General features: G+C 74.1%; 20 protein-coding genes. 7 read left to right on the forward strand and 13 right to left on the reverse strand.

What is annotated here, in order from left to right; all coding sequences use genetic code 11:
• Positions 1-170: 170 nt before the first annotated feature.
• Genes IEZ17_RS14545 through IEZ17_RS14560 form a run of 4 tightly spaced genes read left to right on the forward strand, consistent with a single transcriptional unit; the run spans position 171 to position 2,382 of the window.
• Entirely contained in the window at positions 171-1,169 is a 999-nt protein-coding gene (locus IEZ17_RS14545) for an amidohydrolase family protein (protein WP_189300172.1), read from the forward strand.
• Positions 1,166-1,765, forward strand: a complete 600-nt coding sequence (locus IEZ17_RS14550; RefSeq protein WP_189300173.1) for a cysteine dioxygenase — start codon at positions 1,166-1,168, stop codon at positions 1,763-1,765. The genes IEZ17_RS14545 and IEZ17_RS14550 overlap by 4 nt, the downstream gene beginning before the upstream one ends.
• 9 nt (positions 1,766-1,774) lie before the next feature.
• Positions 1,775-1,930: a hypothetical protein gene (locus IEZ17_RS14555; RefSeq protein ID WP_189300520.1), complete on the forward strand. Its 156-nt coding sequence runs from the start codon at positions 1,775-1,777 to the stop codon at positions 1,928-1,930.
• A gap of 41 nt (positions 1,931-1,971) precedes the next feature.
• On the forward strand, positions 1,972-2,382 hold the full coding sequence (locus IEZ17_RS14560; protein ID WP_189300175.1) for a hypothetical protein: 411 nt from the start codon (positions 1,972-1,974) through the stop codon (positions 2,380-2,382).
• Positions 2,383-2,684: 302 nt separating this feature from the next.
• Here the strand turns inward: IEZ17_RS14560 and IEZ17_RS14565 are convergent, their stop codons facing one another.
• The gene (locus IEZ17_RS14565) at positions 2,685-4,073 is read right to left on the reverse strand and encodes a cystathionine beta-synthase (protein WP_189300177.1); all 1,389 of its coding nucleotides are present in this window, start codon (positions 4,071-4,073) and stop codon (positions 2,685-2,687) included.
• Positions 4,074-4,302: 229 nt separating this feature from the next.
• Between IEZ17_RS14565 and IEZ17_RS14570 the strand changes: the two genes are divergently transcribed.
• Entirely contained in the window at positions 4,303-5,334 is a 1,032-nt protein-coding gene (locus IEZ17_RS14570; protein WP_189300179.1) for an SGNH/GDSL hydrolase family protein, read from the forward strand.
• Between the two features lie 57 nt (positions 5,335-5,391).
• Here the strand turns inward: IEZ17_RS14570 and tsaE are convergent, their stop codons facing one another.
• The 7 genes from tsaE to IEZ17_RS14605 all read right to left on the reverse strand — a co-directional run bounded on the left by tsaE (position 5,392) and on the right by IEZ17_RS14605 (position 13,769).
• On the reverse strand, positions 5,392-6,021 hold the full coding sequence (tsaE, locus tag IEZ17_RS42335; RefSeq protein ID WP_229852269.1) for a tRNA (adenosine(37)-N6)-threonylcarbamoyltransferase complex ATPase subunit type 1 TsaE: 630 nt from the start codon (positions 6,019-6,021) through the stop codon (positions 5,392-5,394).
• A 70-nt stretch (positions 6,022-6,091) separates the two neighbouring features.
• Positions 6,092-7,399, reverse strand: a complete 1,308-nt coding sequence (locus tag IEZ17_RS14580) for an alpha/beta fold hydrolase (protein WP_189300181.1) — start codon at positions 7,397-7,399, stop codon at positions 6,092-6,094.
• Positions 7,396-8,583 (reverse strand): alanine racemase, encoded by a 1,188-nt coding sequence (gene alr, locus IEZ17_RS14585; protein ID WP_189300183.1) that lies wholly within the window; start codon positions 8,581-8,583, stop codon positions 7,396-7,398. The genes IEZ17_RS14580 and alr overlap by 4 nt, the downstream gene beginning before the upstream one ends.
• A gap of 237 nt (positions 8,584-8,820) precedes the next feature.
• Positions 8,821-10,251 (reverse strand): NAD(P)H-hydrate dehydratase, encoded by a 1,431-nt coding sequence (locus IEZ17_RS14590; RefSeq protein ID WP_189300185.1) that lies wholly within the window; start codon positions 10,249-10,251, stop codon positions 8,821-8,823.
• Positions 10,252-10,337: 86 nt separating this feature from the next.
• Positions 10,338-10,706, reverse strand: a complete 369-nt coding sequence (locus tag IEZ17_RS14595) for a holo-ACP synthase (protein ID WP_189300187.1) — start codon at positions 10,704-10,706, stop codon at positions 10,338-10,340.
• Between the two features lie 4 nt (positions 10,707-10,710).
• The gene (gene glmS, locus IEZ17_RS14600; RefSeq protein ID WP_189300189.1) at positions 10,711-12,558 is read right to left on the reverse strand and encodes a glutamine--fructose-6-phosphate transaminase (isomerizing); all 1,848 of its coding nucleotides are present in this window, start codon (positions 12,556-12,558) and stop codon (positions 10,711-10,713) included.
• A 107-nt stretch (positions 12,559-12,665) separates the two neighbouring features.
• On the reverse strand, positions 12,666-13,769 hold the full coding sequence (locus IEZ17_RS14605) for a hypothetical protein (protein ID WP_308427650.1): 1,104 nt from the start codon (positions 13,767-13,769) through the stop codon (positions 12,666-12,668).
• Between IEZ17_RS14605 and IEZ17_RS44165 the strand changes: the two genes are divergently transcribed.
• A complete protein-coding gene (locus IEZ17_RS44165; RefSeq protein ID WP_308427651.1) occupies positions 13,750-14,352 on the forward strand; it encodes a hypothetical protein in 603 nt (200 codons plus the stop codon). The genes IEZ17_RS14605 and IEZ17_RS44165 overlap by 20 nt on opposite strands.
• Positions 14,353-14,496: 144 nt before the next feature.
• On the opposite strand, the gene IEZ17_RS14610 is transcribed toward IEZ17_RS44165, so the two are convergent.
• Positions 14,497-14,769 (reverse strand): hypothetical protein, encoded by a 273-nt coding sequence (locus tag IEZ17_RS14610; RefSeq protein ID WP_189300191.1) that lies wholly within the window; start codon positions 14,767-14,769, stop codon positions 14,497-14,499.
• A gap of 155 nt (positions 14,770-14,924) precedes the next feature.
• Here IEZ17_RS14610 and coaA point away from each other — a divergent pair, with 155 nt between their 5' ends.
• On the forward strand, positions 14,925-15,923 hold the full coding sequence (gene coaA, locus IEZ17_RS14615; RefSeq protein ID WP_229852271.1) for a type I pantothenate kinase: 999 nt from the start codon (positions 14,925-14,927) through the stop codon (positions 15,921-15,923).
• Between the two features lie 67 nt (positions 15,924-15,990).
• Here the strand turns inward: coaA and glmM are convergent, their stop codons facing one another.
• The 4 genes from glmM to IEZ17_RS43835 all read right to left on the reverse strand — a co-directional run bounded on the left by glmM (position 15,991) and on the right by IEZ17_RS43835 (position 19,961).
• Positions 15,991-17,349, reverse strand: a complete 1,359-nt coding sequence (glmM, locus tag IEZ17_RS14620; RefSeq protein ID WP_189300192.1) for a phosphoglucosamine mutase — start codon at positions 17,347-17,349, stop codon at positions 15,991-15,993.
• A gap of 140 nt (positions 17,350-17,489) precedes the next feature.
• A complete protein-coding gene (gene rpsI, locus IEZ17_RS14625; RefSeq protein WP_189300194.1) occupies positions 17,490-17,993 on the reverse strand; it encodes a 30S ribosomal protein S9 in 504 nt (167 codons plus the stop codon).
• 42 nt (positions 17,994-18,035) lie between these two features.
• Positions 18,036-18,479 carry a 50S ribosomal protein L13 gene (gene rplM / locus IEZ17_RS14630; RefSeq protein ID WP_189300196.1) on the reverse strand — a complete coding sequence of 148 codons (444 nt, stop codon included), beginning with the start codon at positions 18,477-18,479 and terminating at the stop codon, positions 18,036-18,038.
• A gap of 204 nt (positions 18,480-18,683) precedes the next feature.
• On the reverse strand, positions 18,684-19,961 hold the full coding sequence (locus IEZ17_RS43835; RefSeq protein WP_189300198.1) for a glycosyltransferase family 87 protein: 1,278 nt from the start codon (positions 19,959-19,961) through the stop codon (positions 18,684-18,686).
• Positions 19,962-19,991 lie beyond the last annotated feature (30 nt).

Consider the following 19,991-nt stretch of genomic DNA (forward strand, 5'->3'; position numbering starts at 1 on the left):
CAAGGAGGCGGTCGGGCACCGCGTACGCCCTTGACAGCGCCATTGGTTAATCGCTTCACTTAAACGCATCAGTGAAGCGGTTAAGTAAGCGGTTGAGCAACCAGTGAGGAGCGGTCAAGCACCCGGCGCAGGGACCTTCGGTCCCCCGCCCCGGCCCCGAGGGAGGGCCCATGCCCGCCGACGTCCACCAGCACATCTGGCCGCCCGAGTTCGTGGACCTGCTGCGCGCCCGCAGCACGCCGCCGCGGCTGGACGGCTGGACGCTGCACCTGGCCGGCGAACCGCCCTACGCCGTCGGCCCCGCCGACCACGACATCGCCGCCCGCACCCGGCTCGCCCGCGCCGACGGCCTCGACCTGGCCCTGGTGTCGCTCTCCAGCCCGCTCGGCATCGAATACCTGCCGCCCGAGGAGGCCGGGCCGCTGCTCGCCGCCTTCCACGACGGCGCGCTGGACCTGCCCGCCCCCTTCGGCGTCTGGGCCTCCCCCTGCCTGTCCGCCCCCGAGCCGGACCCCGGGGCGGTGCGCCGCGAACTGGCCCGCGGCTGCGCCGGGTTGCAGCTCCCGGCCACCGCGCTGCTCGACGCCGCGGGCTGGGCGCGCTGCGCCCCGCTGCTGGACGCCGCCGCCGCACTGGACAAGCCGCTGTTCGTCCACCCCGGCGCGGCCCCGCCCGACCCCGCGGGCACACCCCCCTGGTGGCCCGCCCTCGTCCCGTACGTCCAGCAGCTGCACAGCGCGTGGTTCGCCTTCCGCGCCTTCGGCCGGCCGCGCCACCCGGGGCTGCGGGTCTGCTTCGCCGCGCTCGCCGGGCTGGCGCCCCTGCACGGCGAGCGGCTGGTCGCGCGCGGCGGCGGCCGGGACCGCGGCCGGGTGGACCGCGACGTGTTCTACGAGACGTCCTCGTACGGGACGCGTGCGGTCGACGCGCTGATCCGGGCCGTCGGCATCGACGTCGTGGTGAGCGGCAGCGACCGGCCGTACGCCCGGCCCCTGGCCCGCCACCACCCGCCGCGGGACGCTCCCCCGGACTCCGGCCGGGAGGACCCGCGCCGCACCGCGCCCCCTGACCTCGTGGTCCCCGGCCTCGGCGGGGAGGCCGCCGGCCACGCCCTGTGCACCGCCAACCCGGCCCGCCTGCTGGGCCCGACGAGAGGAGTCCGTCCATGACCGACCGCACCGCTCAGGCCGGCGCCGCCGAGGTCCGCGGCACCGGGGGCGACGGCTCCGGCGCGCCGTTCGCCGCACTGCCCGAGCGCAACCTCGACAAGCGCGAACTGCGGGCGCTGGTCGACACGTTGGCGGCCCGCCCGGAGCTGTGGCGGGCGCAGGTCGCGTTCTCCGACACCGAGCGCCACTACGCGTCGCTGCACCGCGACGCGTTCGTCGACGTCTGGCTGCTGTGCTGGACGCGGCAGAACGACACCGGCTGGCACGACCACGACCTCTCCTCCGGCGCGGTCCGGGTCGTCCAGGGCGCGCTGACCGAGTCCAACCCGCGGATCGGCGGCGAGCACCTGGCCACCGCGGTCGGCACGGGCGAGTCCTTCTCCTTCGGGCCCGACCACATCCACCGTCTGACCGGCTCCACCGACGACGCGGTCTCGGTGCACGCCTACTCGCCGCCGCTGTGGCGGCTGGGCCAGTACGACATCACCGAGGACGGGCTGCTGCGCCGGATCTCGGTGTCGTACGCGGACGAGCTGCGGCCGGTGGGCGCGGCGGCGGGCGGTCCGCGGCCGGCGGGCGGCACCCCGGCGGCCTGAGCGCTGGTCGTGACGACTGCCCCGTTGTGCGCGGACATCTCCTGGCTGGTCGGCCTCGCGGTGCCCGTGGTCCTGTACGGGGCGCTGGCCCGCCGCGACACCGCGCGCCTCGTCGCCCCGGAAGCCGCGCCGGGGCGGCAGACCCCCGCGGGGCTGGGGGGCTAGCCCTACCGCGCCGCCGGCCGCCCGGCCGTAGTCTCACCGGTATGGCGACACACGACCCCGATCTGAAGAAGGAACTCGACGCGACCCTCCAGACCCGCAAGGAGCTGGGGCCGGAGTACGAGTCCGAGTTGGTGGAGTCCTTCCTGGAGAAGCTGGACCAGAGCGTGGACCGGCGGGTGCGGCGGCAGGTGGCCGAGCAGCAGATGCAGGTGGCGCGCGGTGCGCAGCCGCGCCGGACGGACGCCACCAGCGAGTTCTGGCAGCGGTTCGCGGTCGCCGTGGTGTCACTGGTGCTGGCCATCCCGCTGACCGCGATAGCCGTGGGCGACACCGGGCTGGTCGGCCTGGTGGTGTGCTGGGCCGGCATCGTCGGCGTCAACGCCGTCCACGGCCTGGGCGTGCCGCCGAAGCTGCGGGGCCGGGCCGGGCGGCGCGACGAGGACTTGGACTGACGGGGCCGGTCCGGGCCGCCGCGGGCAGGAGTATGCGGGGACCGCCGCACCCCGGCCGGAGCCGGGGGCGGGACGACGGCGGTCCCCGCAGGAGACGCGAGCCGGGTCAGGGCCGGTCGTCGCATCCTGGCGATCATGGAGGTCCGGGAGCCGCTCCGGAGGTCCGTATCGCCTGCACATCAATCTGCCGCACGAGTGTTAAGCGCGTGCTGCCGGAACGTGACGCATACGTACACCTTGCGGCGACGGCCCTTTTCCTGACGGACACTTGACGCCGTGCCGGGTACGCGCTCCGGCGGCTGCTACTTGGCCACCCCGCGCGCCAGGTAGGCCAGCAGGTCCTGCCGGCTCACCACGCCCTTCGGCTTGCCCTCGACGAGGACGATCGCGGCGTCCGCGTCCTCCAGCACCGCCATCAGGTCGGAGACCGGCTCGCCCGAGCCGACCTGCGGCAGCGGCGGGCACATGTGCTTCTCCAGCGGGTCGGACAGCGACGCGCGCTGGGTGAACAGGGCGTCCAGCAGCTCCCGTTCGACGACCGACCCGACGACCTCGGCGGCCATCACGTCGGGGTGCCCGGCGCCCGGCTTGACGATCGGCATCTGCGAGACGCCGTACTCGCGCAGCACCTCGATCGCCTCGCCGACGGTCTCCTCCGGGTGCATGTGGACCAGCGAGGGCAGCGCGCCCTCCTTGTACTGGAGCACCTCGCCGACCCGGGCCGCGGTGCCGCTCTCCTCCAGGAAGCCGTAGTCGGCCATCCACTCGTCGTTGAAGATCTTGGAGAGATAGCCGCGCCCGCTGTCCGGGAGCAGGATGACCACCACGTCGTCCGGGCCGAGCCGCTCGGCGACCCGCAGCCCCGCGACCACCGCCATCCCGCAGGAGCCGCCGACCAGCAGCCCCTCCTCCTTGGCCAGCCGCCGGGTCATCTGGAAGGCGTCCTTGTCCGAGACCGCCACGATCTCGTCCGCGACCGTGCGGTCGTAGGCGGTCGGCCAGAAGTCCTCGCCGACGCCCTCGATCAGGTACGGGCGCCCGGAGCCGCCGCTGTAGACGGAGCCCTCCGGGTCGGCGCCGACGACCTTGACCCTGCCGTCGCTGACGTCCTTCAGATAGCGGCCGGTGCCGCTGATGGTGCCGCCGGTGCCGACGCCCGCCACGAAGTGGGTGATCCGCCCGTCGGTCTGCTCCCACAGCTCAGGACCGGTCGTCTCGTAGTGCGAGCGCGGGTTGTTGGGGTTGCTGTACTGGTCGGGCTTCCAGGCGCCGGGCGTCTCACGCACCAGGCGGTCGGAGACGTTGTAGTACGAGTCCGGGTGCTCGGGATCGACGGCCGTCGGGCAGACCACCACCTCCGCGCCGTACGCCCGCAGCACGTTGATCTTGTCCGTCGACACCTTGTCGGGGCAGACGAAGATGCACTTGTAGCCCTTCTGCTGGGCCACGATCGCCAGCCCCACACCCGTGTTGCCGGACGTGGGCTCCACGATGGTGCCGCCCGGCTGCAACTCGCCCGACTCCTCGGCGGCCTCGATCATCCGCACCGCGATCCGGTCCTTGACCGAACCGCCGGGGTTGAAGTACTCGACCTTCACCAGGACGGTTGCCTGGATCCCTTGAGTGACGTTGTTGAGCCGCACGAGCGGGGTGTTGCCGACAAGCTCAATCATCGAATCGTAAAACTGCACGGTGGTCTCCGCGGTCGGGGGCACGCTCTCCTGCGCCCGTGCCGCCAGCCTATTGCCCACCCCGCCGAGCGGCCCGGTGCACCGGGTCACCGGCTCCATTGGGCGCCCGGTGCGTTGCGCGGGGCACCGGAACGGGCATCACCCCGGTGAGGAGTTCTTGCCCTTTCAAGAGCGCGTCCGGCCCTCAGGGCCGCGGCGCGCCCGCGCTGCACGGGGAGGTGCCCGGCCGATGGCGACGACGGTGATGACGGGGTCCAGGGCGAGGGTCGCACGGCGGATCGCGACCGCCGCCGCGTTCGGCGGCGGCGGGATCGGGCTGCTGGGCGTCGCCGCCGTCGGCGTGCTGCTGACCGAGGTCCGGCTGGCCCGCCGCACGGTCGGCGGCTCCAGCGACATCCCGCCGTGCGCCGACGGCCGCTACGGCACGGCTTTCGAGGCGGGCGGCAACCGCACCGACCCGCCGCCGCTGCGGCTCGGCTTCCTCGGCGACTCCACCGCCGCCGGCCAGGGCGTCCACCGCCCCTCCCAGACCCCGGGCGCGCTGCTCGCCTCCGGCCTGGCCGCGGTCGCCGAACTCCCCGTCGACTTCCGCAACGTGGCCCTGCCCGGCGCCCGCTCCGACGACCTGGCCCGCCAGGTGGAGCTGATGCTGCCGGACGGCCAGGAGCCCCCGGACGTCTGCGTCATCATGATCGGCGCCAACGATGTCACCCACCGGCTGCCGCCCGCCGAGTCGGTACGGCACCTGTCCGAGGCGGTCCGCCGGCTGCGCGCGGCGGGCTGCGAGGTCGTCGTCGGCACCTGCCCCGATCTGGGCACCATCGAGCCGGTCAACCAGCCGCTGCGCTGGGTGGCCCGCCGGCTCTCCCGCCAGCTGGCCGCCGCGCAGACCATCGGCGTGGTCGAGAACGGCGGCCGGACGGTCTCGCTCGGGGCGCTGCTCGGCCCGGAGTTCGAGGCGCGCCCCCGGGAGCTGTTCGGACCGGACAACTACCACCCCTCGGCCGAGGGTTACGCCACCGCCGCGATGGCGGTGCTGCCCACGCTCTGCGCCGCGCTGGGCCTGTGGCCCGAGGAGGAGCGGCCGGAGCCGGCCCGCCGCGAGGGCATCCTCCCGGTCGAGCAGGCCGCCGCGCGGGCCGCCTCCGAAGGCGGCACGGAGGTCACCGCCTCGCGGGCCCCGTGGGCCCTGCTCAAGCACCGCAGGCGCCGTCAGCTGCCGGCCCCGGAGACGGCGGACCGGCCGTCCGTCACGGGCTGAGGCCGGGTGCCGGGGGGGACCGTACGGGAACACCCGGCAGCGGCCGTGCGGGAGGCCCTACGGGAATACGCGGCGGCCCCGCCGGGTTCCCATAAGCGCCCGCTTAGAAAAGAGGCCCGCATCACAGCGCGCACCCCGTGACCTCAGCACTACGTGCAGGTAACTTCCCTGACAGTCCGCCCACCCGTCACCCGACCACCACCCCTCAACGAGGCTCCCCCGGACTCCGTCCGGGGGGACCCCCATCGCGCCGCCGCTCCCCACCGGCGCCTCGGCGCCCATCGCGCGCCCGATGACCACGTGCAGCCGGTCCTCGGAGAGTTCCTCGACCTTGCCCTCGCCCCACTCCACGACCACCACCGACTCCGGCAGCGAGACGTCCAGGTCCAGGTCCTCCATCTCGTCCAGCCCGCCGCCGAGCCGGTACGCGTCGACGTGCACCAGCGCCGGACCGCCGGTCAGCGAGGGGTGCACCCGGGCGATGACGAAGGTGGGCGAGGTCACCGCGCCGCGTACGCCCAGGCCCTCGCCCAGGCCTCGGGTCAGCGTCGTCTTGCCCGCGCCCAGCTCGCCGGTGAGCAGCACCAGGTCGCCGGGGCGCAGCAGCGGGGCCAGCCTGCGGCCCAACTCCTGCATCTGGTCGGGGGACTTGACGGTTACGTGGGCAATCGCGCCAGTGGTGCTCATGCCGCAAATGGTACGGCCCGGACGGGACGGCGGTCCCGCACCGGGCGCGGGGCCGCCGCCGGGCCGCCGGTCAGGCGCGCGCCGTCCGCGAGCTGCGGGCCGTCTCGCTCGCCCGCTCCACCAGCGCCACCAGGTGGTCGTTGACCAGATCCGGCCGCTCCAGCATCACGAGGTGCCCGGCGCCCGGGACGCACACCAGCCCGGCGTTGGGCAGCACCTCGGCGATGGTCCGGCTGTGCTCGGCCGGCGTGATCAGGTCCTTCTCCCCGGCGAGCACCAGCGCGGGCACGCTGTCGTACGCCACCAGCGCATCGGTCTTGTCGTGCACCGCGAACGCCGGGAAGAACTCGGCGACCACATCGATCGGGGTCGCCTCGATGAGCCGCTCCCCGAACCGCGCGACGGCCGGATCCACGTCCTGGGTGCCGAACGAATAGCGCTTGATCAGCCCCGCGAAGAGGTCCGCGGTGGCCCGCCGCCCCCGCTCGACGATCTCGCTCTGCCAGCCCAGCGCCTTGAGCACGCCCGGCGCCAGCCAGTGGAACGCCTTCGAGCCCATCGACGGCAGCCCGAAACCGACCTCGCTCAGCCGCCCCGCCGACGTCCCGATCAGGGCCACTCCGACCACCCGCTCCGCGACGTACTCGGGGAACTGGTCGGCCAGCGCCATCACCGTCATCCCGCCCATGGAGTGCCCGACCAGCACGATCGGCCCCTCGGGCACGGCGGCGTCCAGCACCGCCTTCAGGTCCCGGCCCAGCAGGTCGATGGTGACCGGTTCCGTACCGTCGATCTGCCCGTGGCCGCGGGCCGAGCGGCCGTGGCTGCGCTGGTCCCAGTGGACGGTGCGGACCGTGCCGCGCAGCGCCGCGCGCTGGAAGTGCCAGGAGTCCTGGCTCAGGCAGTAGCCGTGGCTGAAGACGACCGTCGGCGCGGGCGCGCGCCGCCCCAGCGCGGCCGTCAGCCGCTTGCGCAGCCCGTTCTGCGCGTCCTGCGCGGCCCGCACCTCCTTGCTCATCCGCGAGGCCTTGCCGTTCTTGCCCCCCTTGTGGGCCTTGCCCGGCTGCCGCTCCCCCGGCTCGTCGACCTCGTAGTACAGCGCCGTGCCGTCCTCGGCGATCGCCGCCCCCGGGGTGCCGCGCAGCGTCCCGTACGGCCCCGCCGCGTCCAGCGCCAGCCGGGCCCGGCGGCGCATCCCACGGCCGACCGTCATCCGCTCTATGGCCACCCCGGCCGCCGCGCCCGCCGCGACCACGCCGATCGCCATGCCCGCGAAGCCCGCCTGGCGGCCCGCCCTGGCCCAGTTCCCGGCCGCCTCGGCGCCCGTCTCGACCGCCGCCTCGACCGCCTGTGCCGCGGCCTCCGTTCCGTCGGTCATGCCACGCCCCCCGTCAACGCCGTGTCTTCCCCGGTCCGGCTGCGCACCTCACTGTCCACATAGACGCGCGGCACCCGGCTCCCGATCCTCGTGACGATTTCGTACCCGATGGTTCCGGCCGCCACGGCCCAGTCCTCCGCGGTCGGCTCACCGCGGTCGCCCGGCCCGAACAGCACGGCCGGCTCGCCGGCCGCGGCCTCGTCGCCGCCCAGATCGACCACGAACTGGTCCATCGCGACCCGGCCCGCCACCGTCCGCCACTTCCCGGCGACCAGGACCGGCCCGGTCCCGGAGGCGTGCCGCGGGATGCCGTCGGCGTAGCCGAGCGGGACCAGAGCGAGCGTGGTCTCCCCGGGCGTCGTGTACCGGTGCCCGTACGACACCCCGTGGCCGCCCGGGACGCGCTTGACCGACGCCAGCGACGCCTCCAGCGTCATCGCCGGCCGCAGCCCCAGGTCCTGCGACGTGCCGACCTCCGGGGCCGGCGAGATGCCGTATATCCCGATTCCGGCGCGTACCAGGTCGAAATGCGCCTCGGGGAGGGTGAGCAGCGCCGGGGTGTTGGCGATGTGCCGGACCTCGGGCCGCAGCCCGGCCGCCTCGGCGACCGCCAGCGCCCGGTGGAACTCCGCCAGTTGCGCGGCGATGGACGGATGCCCCGGCTCGTCGGCGCACGCGAAGTGCGACCAGACGCCGGTGACCTTGAGCACCCCGGCCGCCTCGGCGGCGCGGGCGGCCGAGGTCAGCTCCGCCCAGTCCGCGGGCTGGCAGCCGTTGCGCCCCAGCCCCGTGTCGACCTTGAGCTGGACCCGGGCCGGCCGGCCGCAGCCGCGCGCCGCGTCCGCCACCTCCCGCAGCGCCCACAGCCCGCTCACCGAGACATCGACGTCCTGCTCGACCGCCCTGCCCCAGGGGCCGCCCGGCGTCCACAGCCAGCACATCAGCCGCCCCGTGTCGCCGGCCGCGCGCAGCGCGAACGCCTCCTCCGGGAGCGCCGTCCCCAGCCAGCCCGCCCCGGCCTCCCGGGCGGCCCGCGCGCAGCGCACCGCGCCGTGGCCGTAACCGTCGGACTTGACCACGGCCATCAGCTCTGCCCCGGGTGCGCGGCCCCGCAGGGCACGGACATTCGACCGCACGGCGGCAAGGTCAATGGCGGCACGCGCACGCTTCGCTGTCTCGTTCATCCCCGTCAGTGTCTCAGGCCACGCCCCCGCGCCCCCGGGAACCGGCGCGGAAAAGCCCGCGATGGCGCCGCCGCGGCCGTGCGGAACCAGCCGTTCCGCGGGCTCCGTACCGTGTGACCGGGCCTTTCCCGGCTCGACCGGGGTGGCCGGGGCGCCGGTTTCCGTGCGGTGCGCCGGGGCGGCCGGACCGCGGCCGGGAACACCCGGCGGCCGGCCGGACACGGAGCGTCACCCCCCTCACCCCACAACGCTGCCCCACGCCGCCGCCAGCTGCCCGGCCACCTCCGAGGCCACGATCGGCGCCCCCTCCGGCCCGGCCGCCCGCCGCGCCGCCAGCCCGTGCAGATACGCACCCACCGCGCCCGCGTCCCTCGGCACCAGCCCCGCCGCCAGCAGCGACCCCGTCACCCCGGACAGCACGTCCCCGCTCCCCGCCGTCGCCAGCCATCCGGTGCCGGTGGGGTTGACCCGCACCGGCACGGACACGTCCGGATCCGCCACCAGCGTCGTCGACCCCTTCAGCAGTACCGTCGCCCCGTACCGCGCGGCCAGCTCGCGCACCGTGGCCAGCCGCGCCGCCTCGACCTCCGCGCGGGCCCGCCCCAGCAGCGCCGCGGCCTCCCCGGCGTGCGGTGTCAGCAGCGTCCCGGCCGTCCGGCGCCGGACCTGGTCCGCCGACAGGAACCGCAGCCCGTCGGCGTCCACCAGCACCGGCACGTCGGCCGCCAACACCTCCTCCAGCGCGCCCGACTCGTCCCCGATGCCCGGTCCGATGACCCACGACTGCACCCGGCCCGCCTTGTCCGGCGGCCCGGCGTGCACCAGCGTCTCCGGGAACCGCGCCAGCACCGCGTCCGCCGCCGGCCCCACGTACCGCACCGCCCCGGCACCGCCGCGCAGCGCCCCCGCCACCGCCAGCACCGCCGCCCCCGGATAGCGCGCGGACCCGGCGACGACACCGACCACGCCCCGCCGGTACTTGTCGCTCTCCGCCGCCGGCCGCGGCAGCAGCTCCGCCACGTCCGCGTGCTGCAACGCCTCCACGTCGGCGGTCGCGGGCGGGTCCAGCCCGATGTCGACCAGCCGCAGCGCGCCGGCCCGCTCCCGCGCCGGATCGATCAGCAGGCCGGGCTTGTACGCGCCGAACGTCACCGTCGCATCGGCCCGTACGGCGTCCCCGCGCACCTCGCCGGTGTCCGCGTCCACCCCGCTCGGCAGGTCGACCGCCACCACGATCGCCGACTCCCGTGCCGCACGGGCGAGTTCGGCGGCTTCCGGGCGCAGTCCGCCGCGTCCGCCGATCCCCACGATCCCGTCCACGACCAGATCGGCCCGGCCGAGGTCCCGCAGCGCGTCCTGCGACACCCGGCCGCCGGCCGCCCGCAGCGCGGCCAGCCCGCCGGGGTGGGCCCGGTCGGGCGACAGCAGCACCGCGGCCACCCCGGCGCCGCGCCGCGCCAGCCGGGCCCCGGCGTACAGCGCATCACCGCCGTTGTCGCCGCTGCCCACCAGCAGCACCACCCGGGCGCCGTACACCCGCCCCAGCAACTCCGCGCAAGAGACGGCCAGTCCGGCCGCCGCCCGCTGCATCAGGGCCCCCTCGGGCAGCCGGTCCATCAGTTCCCGCTCGGCGGCCCGTACGGTCGCCACGCTGTAGGCAGTCCTCATGCGGCAAGTCTCACACCCTGTCAGCACGGGGGCCCCGCAAGCCACACGCGAGACCCCCGCACCACCGGCCGGCCGCCGGACCGGCCCTACCCCTCCGCGATCACCACCGCCGAGGCGACCCCCGCGTCATGACTGAGCGACACGTGCCAGGAGCGCACGCCCAGTTCGGCCGCGCGCGCCGCGACCGTGCCGCACACCCGCAGCCGCGGCTGCCCGCTGTCCTCGACGTACACCTCCGCGTCCGTCCAGTGCAGCCCGCCCGGTGCCCCCAGCGCCTTGGCCGCCGCCTCCTTGGCGGCGAACCGGGCCGCCAGCGAGGCGCTCCCGCGCCGCTCACCGCCCGGCAGATAAAGCTCCACTTCATTGAACAGACGGTGCGCCAGCTCCGGCGTCCGTCGCAGCGCCGCCTCGAACCGCTCGATCTCCGCCACGTCGATCCCGACCCCAATGATCACCGGGTCACTCCACCGTGACGGACTTGGCGAGGTTGCGCGGCTGGTCGACCTCGTTGCCGCGGGCGGTGGCCAGCTCGCAGGCGAACACCTGGAGCGGCACGGACGAGACCAGCGGCTGGAGCAGGACCGGCGTCCGCGGGATGCGGACGAGATGGTCCGCATACGGCACCACCGCCTCGTCCCCCTCCTCGGCGATCACGATGGTGCGGGCACCGCGCGCCCGGATCTCCTGGATGTTGGAGACGATCTTGTCGTGCAGGACGGACCGGCCGCGCGGCGAGGGGACGACCACCACGACCGGCACGTCGTCCTCGATCAGCGCGATCGGGCCGTGCTTCAGCTCCCCGGCCGCGAACCCCTCCGCGTGCATGTACGCGAGCTCCTTGAGCTTCAGCGCACCCTCCAGCGCCACCGGATAGCCCACGTGCCGGCCGAGGAAGAGCACGGTGTTCTTGTCCGCGAGGCCGCGGGCCAGCTCCCGCACCGGTTCCATCGTGCCGAGCACCTGCTGCACCTGCGTGCCGATGGCCGCCAACTCGCGTACCACGTCCTGGATTTCGTCGCCCCACTTCGTCCCCCGCACCTGCGCGAGGTAGAGCGCGACGAGGTAGACCGCCACCAGTTGCGTCAGAAACGCCTTGGTGGACGCCACCGCGACCTCCGGCCCGGCGTGCGTGTACAGCACCGCGTCGGACTCCCGGGGGATCGTCGAGCCGTTGGTGTTGCAGATCGCGAGCACCCGCGCGCCCTGCTCGCGGGCGTGCCGCAGCGCCATCAGCGTGTCCATGGTCTCGCCGGACTGGCTGATGGCGATCACCAGCGTGCGGTGGTCGAGGATCGGGTCGCGGTAGCGGAACTCGCTGGCCAGCTCGGTCTCGCAGGGGATCCGGGTCCAGTGCTCGATGGCGTACTTGGCGATCATCCCCGCGTGGTACGCCGTCCCGCACGCCACGATGACGACCTTGGAGATCTCCCGCAGCACCGCCGGCGGGATCCGCACCTCGTCCAGCGAGAGCACCCCGGCCGTGTCGATCCGGCCCAGCAGCGTGTCCGCGACCGCCTTCGGCTGCTCGGCGATCTCCTTGAGCATGAAGTAGTCGTAGCCGCCCTTCTCGGCGGCCGAGGCGTCCCAGTCGACGTGGTAGTTGCGCACCTGCGCCGGCGCGCCCTCGAAGTCGGTGACCGTCACCCCGTCCCGGCGCAGCTCCACGACCTGGTCCTGGCCCAGCTCGACGGCCTCCCGGGTGTGCGCGATGAACGCCGCCACGTCCGAGGCCAGAAACGCCTCGTCCTCGCCGATCCCCACCACCAGGGGGGAGTTGCGGCGCGCCCCGACCACCAGGTCCGGTGCGTCGGCGTGCACCGCGACCAGCGTGAACGCGCCCTCCAGCCGCCGGCACACCTGCCGCATCGCCTCGGCCAGCTCACCGCACGACGAGTACGCCTCGGCCAGCAGATGCGCGACCACCTCGGTGTCCGTCTCGGACGCCAACTGGTGGCCGCGCTCGGCCAGTTCCCCGCGCAGCGCGGCGAAGTTCTCGATGATCCCGTTGTGGACGACCGAAACCCGCCCGGAGTTGTCCAGATGCGGATGTGCGTTGGCGTCCGTCGGCCCGCCGTGCGTCGCCCACCGGGTGTGCCCGATCCCCGTGGACCCCGCGGGCAGTGGGCGGTCCGCCAGCTCCTTCTCCAGATTGGCGAGTTTCCCCGCCTTCTTGGCCGCCGCCAGCCCCCCGTCGGCCAGCACCGCGACGCCCGCCGAGTCGTAGCCCCGGTACTCCAGCCGCTTCAGCCCGGCGAGCACCACGTCCAGGGCGCTCTGCCCGCCCACGTATCCCACGATTCCGCACATGGAGGCAGCCTACGCGCCGCCCTCCGGCCGGCGGAGTACGGGCGCGCGCACCGGCCGGGCCGCCGGACCGGCCCGTTCACGGCACCGGGGAACACGTCCCGGGCCCGTCAGTGCCACGCCCCCGCAGGGGTCCGGCGCACCGTCCCCTCCCCTTCCGCCAGCTTCCACTCCCGGTTCAACGGGCCCAGCGGGACCCGGCGTTCGAGAACGGGCGTACCGAAGATGTCGAGGTGCGCACGGAGCGCACCCGAGAGGTCGACGCCGCCGAAGGCGGACCAGCGGCCGGTGGCGGAGGCGGTGCCGTCCGTGGCGGCGGTGGCGCTGCCGGCGACGTCGGCACGCAGGTAGGGGGCGACGGTGGCGGTCACGCCGAGGCTGCCGTAGAGGCCGATACCGGCCTCGGCGCCGAGGCCGGCCTTGACCTTGCCGGCGGCGGCCACGGTGGCCCGTACGGGGGTGCTGTGCATCCGGGCTTCGGCGATCGGGGCCCAGCCGCTGGCCTGCCGGTAGCTGCCGCCGACCGCGAAGTCGCCCTTGAGGTCCTGCTTGACGTCGACGGCGGCCTTGCCGTCGGCGTCGATCTGGAGGTAGCAGGTGAGGTCGAGGTTGACCACGACCGGCACCGGCCCGACCTGGACGACGGGGTCGGCGTGCAGCTTGGCGAAGGGCACACGCAGCGGTTTCGCCTCGGTGGAGGCAGCCGCCCGGCCCTTGAGCTCCCACTGGGAGGACCAGTCGCCGGCCAGGGTCAGCGAGGCGCCGCCGACGCCGCCGCCCTTGCTGCCCTTGCCGCCCTTACTGTCCTTGCTGCCCTCGTAGGAGAAGTCGACCTCGGGGGTGAGCTGGACGTAGCCGGCGGCCGACGCCTCCGCGGAGACGGGCCCGCCGGGGGGCGTGGGCAGCGCCGCGCCGACGTCCAACCGCAGGGTGCCCAGGGGCAGCTTGGCGCCATGGGGGCCGAAGCGGAGGCCGCCGTTCCTGGCCCAGGAGACCTTGACCTTGGGGGCGAGCGGCTCGACCGTCACGGAGCTGGGGTCGACGGGCACCGTGCCGTGCGCCGTGGCGTCGCCGAGCAGCGCGTCGAGCGTGGCCGGCGCGGTGGCGACCTCGGTGCCGTGGCCGGTCCTGCCGACGACCCGGGTGACCTTGGCGAGGACGCCCCGGGGCGCGCCGGGCGCCGGGGCACTGGCGATGACGTCACCGACGGCCACGTCCGCCTTGGGCGCGGGCGCACCCTTCGACGGACCGGCGGAGGGCGCGGCGGACGAGCCGGTCGAGGGCGTGGCGGACGGGCTGTTGGACGGGCTGCCGGACGGGCTGCCGGACGGCGACGGCTTCGGCCGGGTACCCGGCGAGCTCGATGTGCTCCGCGTGCTCGGCGTGCTCGGCGTGCTCGGCGTGCTGGGCGTGCTGGGCGTGCTGGGTGAATGCCGCACCGTCGACGGGGCGATGACGGCCCGTCCGGTCTTCCGGTCGAAGGACGCGATCCGGAGCGCGGACTTCTCCGCCGGCCGCCCCGTGGCGCCGCCCGGCCGGGCCACGGCGCTCGGGGTGCTGCCGTCGGCACCGTCGCCGGCGGCCCGTACGGCCAGTTGCGGCGAGGCCGTGGAGTCCGCAGCCGCCGGCTCCGCGTCGGCGCCGGACGCGCCGGGCCGGGGTCCCGCGCACCCGGCAACGAGCAGCGAGGCGGTGGCGACGGCCAGTAAGGGGGCTATCCCGGAACGGGCAATCCTGGTGGATCTGCGCACAGTTGGATCCTGGGGGGTGAAGTGTGGGGTGGACCGGGGAAGTTGACACCCGGCCGAACCGCTACCCACTGGTAACGATTCGCAAGATCCTGCCATGCGCACCGCGGGCAAAACACCCGCTCACCCGCCGTAAACGGATGATCTGGCTCACATCCGCGCGCCCCGCACGACAGCGCCCCTCAATACCCCCTCAATACCCGCGCGCTATCCGGTCCTGCGCCTCCCGGACCAGCTCCCGGAACTCCTCGTCCGCCGCCGCGTCCCCGCCGCCCGGCCCGCCCCCCGGCTCGTGGCGCTCCAGGAAGTCGGCCAGGTCCTCCCCCACGTCCTCGTCCGGCAGCTGCTCGGCCAGCTCCTGGCGTATCCGCGCCGCGAACTCCTCCGACGCGAGCGCCGCACCCGCCTTCCGCCGGCGCCGCTCGCGCGCCCGCTCCCGCAGCGGCTTCCACAGGCGTGCCCGCACGCCAACCCCCCACTCGTTCCGGCGGCCCGCACCCCGCGCCGCCCCGGCTGCCGACCGTACCGGGCCCGCGGAGCCGGGTACAGACGCGCGGCTCGGGCCGCCCCGGACCGCCGCACCGGCACCCCGGCGCGCACCGCCCGCCCCGGCTGCGGACAATGGGGCCCGTGCCCCTGACGACGGATCCGCAGCAACGACGCCGCGCCGAGCGCTCCCCGTACGTCGATCTGACGCGCGCGGAGTGGAGCGCCCTGCGGGAGAAGACCCCGCTGCCCCTGACCGCCGACGAGGTCGAGCGGCTGCGCGGCCTGGGCGATGTCATCGACCTCGACGAGGTACGCGACGTCTACCTGCCGCTCTCCCGGCTGCTCAACCTCTACGTGGGCGCCACCAGCAACCTGCGCGGCGCCCTCAACACCTTCCTGGGCGACGCGGGCGGCGGCCACGGCTCCCAGCCCGGCACCCCGTTCGTCATAGGGGTCGCGGGCAGCGTCGCGGTCGGCAAGTCCACCACCGCCCGGCTCCTCCAGGCGCTGCTGGCCCGCTGGCCCGAGCACCCGCGCGTCGAGCTGGTCACCACCGACGGCTTCCTCTTCCCCAACGCCGAACTGCACCGGCGCGGCCTGATGTCCCGCAAGGGCTTCCCCGAGTCGTACGACCGCCGGGCGCTGACCCGCTTCGTCGCGGATGTGAAGTCCGGCAAGGCGGAGGTCACCGCGCCGGTCTACTCGCACCTCATCTACGACATCGTGCCGGGCGAGCGACTTGCCGTGCACCGGCCCGACATCCTCATCGTCGAGGGCCTCAACGTCCTCCAGCCGGCCCTCCCCGGCAAGGACGGCCGCACCCGCCTGGGCCTCGCCGACTTCTTCGACTTCTCCGTCTACGTGGACGCCCGCACCGAGGACATCGAGCAGTGGTACCTCGGCCGGTTCCGCAAGCTGCGCGAGACCGCCTTCCAGAACCCCTTCTCGTACTTCCGCAAGTACACCCAGGTGTCCGAGGACGAGGCCCTCGACTACGCCCGCATGACGTGGCGCACCATCAACAAGCCCAATCTCCAGCAGAACGTCGCCCCGACCCGGGGCCGCGCGAACCTGGTCCTGCGCAAGGGGTCCGACCACAAGGTCCAGCGGCTGTCGCTGCGCAAGCTCTGAAACGGCTCCGGCCCGGTACCGGCAGTTGCCGGTACCGGGCCGGATCACGATCCGGAGCGGAACTCCACTAGCCCAGCGCGGACTTGACCACGTCGGCCAGCCGGCCGGCCACCGCCCGGGCCTGCTCGATGTCCGCCGCCTCGACCATCACCCGCACCAGCGGCTCGGTGCCCGAGGGACGCAGCAGCACCCGCCCGGTCGCGCCCAGTTCGCGCTCCGCCTCGGCGACCGCCGCGGACAGCTCGGGCGAGGTGGCCACCCGCGACTTGTCGACGTCGGGGACGTTGATGAGGATCTGCGGCAGCCGCTCCATGACGCCCGCCAGCTCGGCCAGCGACCGCCCGGTCGCCGCGACCCGGGCCGCCAGCATCAGCCCGGTCAGCGTCCCGTCACCGGTCGTGGCGTGGTCCAGCACGATGACGTGCCCGGACTGCTCCCCGCCCAGCGCGTAGCCGTGGGCCTTCATCTCCTCCAGCACGTACCGGTCGCCGACCGCGGTCTGCACGAAGTCGATGCCCTCGCGCTCCATCGCCAGCTTGAAGCCCAGGTTGGACATCACGGTGGCGACGACGGTGTTCTTGCGCAGCGTCCCGGCCTCGCGCATGCCGAGCGACAGGACGGCCAGGATCTGGTCGCCGTCGACCTCGTTGCCGTCGCGGTCCACGGCCAGGCAGCGGTCCGCGTCGCCGTCGTGCGCGACGCCCAGGTCCGCGCCGTGCTCGACGACGGCGGCCCGGAGCTTGTCGAGGTGGGTGGAGCCGCAGGCGGCGTTGATGTTCAGGCCGTCCGGCTCGGTGCCGATGGTGACGACCTCGGCGCCGGCCCGCGCGAACGCCTCGGGCGAGACCCGCGCCGCCGCACCGTGCGCGCCGTCGATGACGATCGTCAGCCCGTCCAGGCGGTTGGGCAGCACGCCGACCAGGTGCGCGACGTACTTGTCGAAGCCCTCGTCGTAGTCGGTGACCCGGCCCACGCCGGCGCCGGTCGGCCGCTCCCACGGCTCACCGGAGCTGTGCGCGCGGTAGGTCTGCTCGATCCGGTCCTCCAGATCGTCGGCGAGCTTGTGGCCGCCGCGGGCGAAGAACTTGATGCCGTTGTCGGGCATCGGGTTGTGGCTGGCGGAGAGCATCACACCCAGGTCCGCGCCGAGCGAACCGGTCAGATACGCGACCGCCGGGGTCGGCAGCACGCCCACCCGCAGCACATCCACACCGGCGCTGGCCAGACCGGCCACCACCGCCGCTTCCAGGAACTCCCCCGACGCCCGCGGATCGCGACCGACCACGGCCACCGGCCGGTGCCCTTCAAAGGTGCCTGCCTCGGCCAGCACATGCGCCGCCGCGACCGACAGGCCGAGCGCCAGCTCCGCCGTGAGATCCGCATTGGCGACGCCGCGCACTCCGTCCGTGCCGAAGAGTCGTCCCACTGGTGTCCTCCGAGTTTCTGAGCTTGGACCAGAGCATCGATTCCAGGTATACGCCCCAGGTCCCGGATGCCGAACGCCCCGGCAGCACGGAAGTGCCACCGGGGCGTTCGCCAAGAGCTGCCCTGTTGCAGCGAGCGTGATTAGCGCTTGCTGTACTGCGGCGCCTTGCGGGCCTTCTTGAGACCGGCCTTCTTGCGCTCGACCGCACGGTCGTCACGCTTGAGGAACCCGGCCTTCTTCAGGGCGGGGCGGTTGGCGTCCACGTCCGCCTCGTTCAGCGCACGGGCCACGCCCAGGCGCAGCGCACCGGCCTGGCCGGAGATGCCGCCGCCGGCGATGCGGGCGATGACGTCGTAGCGGTTGTCGAGCTCGAGCACCTTGAAGGGCTCGTTGACTTCCTGCTGGTGCACCTTGTTGGGGAAGTAGCCCTCAAGGGTGCGACCGTTGATCTTCCACTGGCCGGTGCCCGGGACGATCCGGACGCGGGCGATGGCGTTCTTGCGGCGGCCCAGGCCGGCGGCCGGCTGCGGGTCGCCGAAGCGGGAAGCGACGGACTCGGAGGTGTACTCCGACTCCACGACCTCGGTCTCGGTGGTGTACTCCTCGACCTCGTCCAGCGGGGTCTCGGGGGTGGTCTCAGCCACGATGCTCCTCAGATTCTCTGTCGTCTTAGGGGGTGGCCGGACTTACTGCGCGACCTGGGTGATCTCGAACGGGACCGGCTGCTGCGCAGCGTGCGGGTGCTCGGCGCCCGCGTAGACCTTCAGCTTCGAGAGCATCTGACGGCCGAGGGTGTTCTTGGGGAGCATGCCCTTGATGGCCTTCTCGACGGCCTTCTCGGGGCTCTTGGTCAGCAGCTCGTCGTAACGGACGGAGCGCAGACCACCCGGGAAGCCGGAGTGGCGGTAAGCCATCTTCTGGGTCTTCTTGTTGCCGGAGAGGTGCACCTTCTCGGCGTTGATGATGATGACGAAGTCACCGGTGTCAACGTGAGGGGCGTAGACCGGCTTGTGCTTGCCCCGGAGAAGGGACGCGGCCTGGCTGGCCAGACGGCCCAGGACAACGTCCTGCGCGTCAATGATGTGCCACTGGCGCTGAACATCGCCGGGCTTGGGGCTGAACGTACGCACGTCTTAGCCTTCGCTTCGTAAGTGATGGGTCCTGTACTGGCCACCACGGCTGATCACACAGCAGGGCGGTGCTACGGGTGACGCAACCCGATCGTCCGCCGCTGGTCAACGGCCCGGTGAGCCGGCGTAAGGGCCCCTCACGTGAGATAGAGCAAGCCAATACGCATAACGAACTGGCAGAATACCGGCCCGCACCCAGCGGGGTCAAAACACGCCCCGGACCGGCTCCCGGCCCCGCGCCGGCCCGTCCGCCGGCCCGTCCGCCGGCTCGCCCGCCTCCGGAGCCCGCCACCGCACCGCACAGGTCCACGCGGCCACCCCCGCCAGCAGCCACAGCGCCGCCGCGTCCCGGAAGGCCCGCCGCTGGATCGCCTCCAGGTGCGGCCAGGCGAAACCGGAGACCTGCGGCACCAGCGCGATCCAGAACCAGGCCGTACGCGGCACCGACCCGGCCGCCACCACCGACGCCAGCAGCGGCCCCAGCACCACCAGCAGATAGTGGTCGAAGGACGGCCGGGAGACGAGGAAGGCCGCCAGCATCAGCATCGCCGCGGTCTCCACCAGCCGCCGCGGCCCGCCGTCCGCACGCCGCCAGCGCACCCGGGCGCAGCCCAGCCCGACCGCCGCCGCGAGCACCGCGACCCCGTACGCGAGCGGCGCCGGCACCCCCAGCCGCGTCAGGACCATCCCCACCGAGGCGTCGTACGGCCGGGCGAAGGCGTCCTGCCCGCGGAGCAGGAACGGCAGCGTGTGCGTGAAGAACATCCCCGGCCGCGGCATCACCAGCGCCGCCGGCACCGACGCCACCACCGGGACCGCGACGGCCACCGCCAGCGCGCGCCCGCGCCGGGCGAGGACGAAGAGCAGCAGCAGCGGCGCCAGCAGCGGCTTGACCGCCAGCGCGCACCCGACCACCGCACCGGCCGCCGTCCACCGCCCGCGCGCCGCGCAGAGCACCGCCGCCGGCAGCGCCACCACCGACGCCAGCGTCCAGTTCCCGATGTTCACCACGTTGCGCAGCGGCTCGAAGAACACCAGCGCCACCACCCCCAGCGCCGCCAGCCGGCTGCCCGCGCCCACCCGGAAGATCCGCAGCGACGCCCACCACCCCGAAAGCACCGCCGCGGCCCCCGCCACCGGCACCAGCACCCGCAGCTCCCGCGGGCCCAGCAGCGCCTCGGGCACCGCCGCGAGCACCGCGCTCGGCAGGTAGAGGAACCGCTTGTCGGCGTACGGGGCCCCGCCGTCCAGCAGCGCCCGCGCGGCCCGCACGACGAAGTCGTTGTCCATCCCCAGCGTCGGGCTGGTCCGGTGCAGCTCCCAGACCAGCACCGCCAGCAGCCCTCCGGCCACCGACCGCAGCCCCCACGAGGCCCGCCCGCGCAGCCACGCGGCCAGAGCCGAATCCGCCGCCGGCTCCCCCGCCAACCCCCCTGCCAACTCGCCTGAATTGACGGTCTTGACCGGTTTCTCCGCACTCATGCGGCCAGGCTAGGAGCCGCCCCGGCCACC

Source organism: Streptomyces albospinus, from assembly GCF_014648695.1.
Classification (GTDB): Bacteria; Actinomycetota; Actinomycetes; order Streptomycetales; family Streptomycetaceae; genus Streptomyces; species Streptomyces albospinus.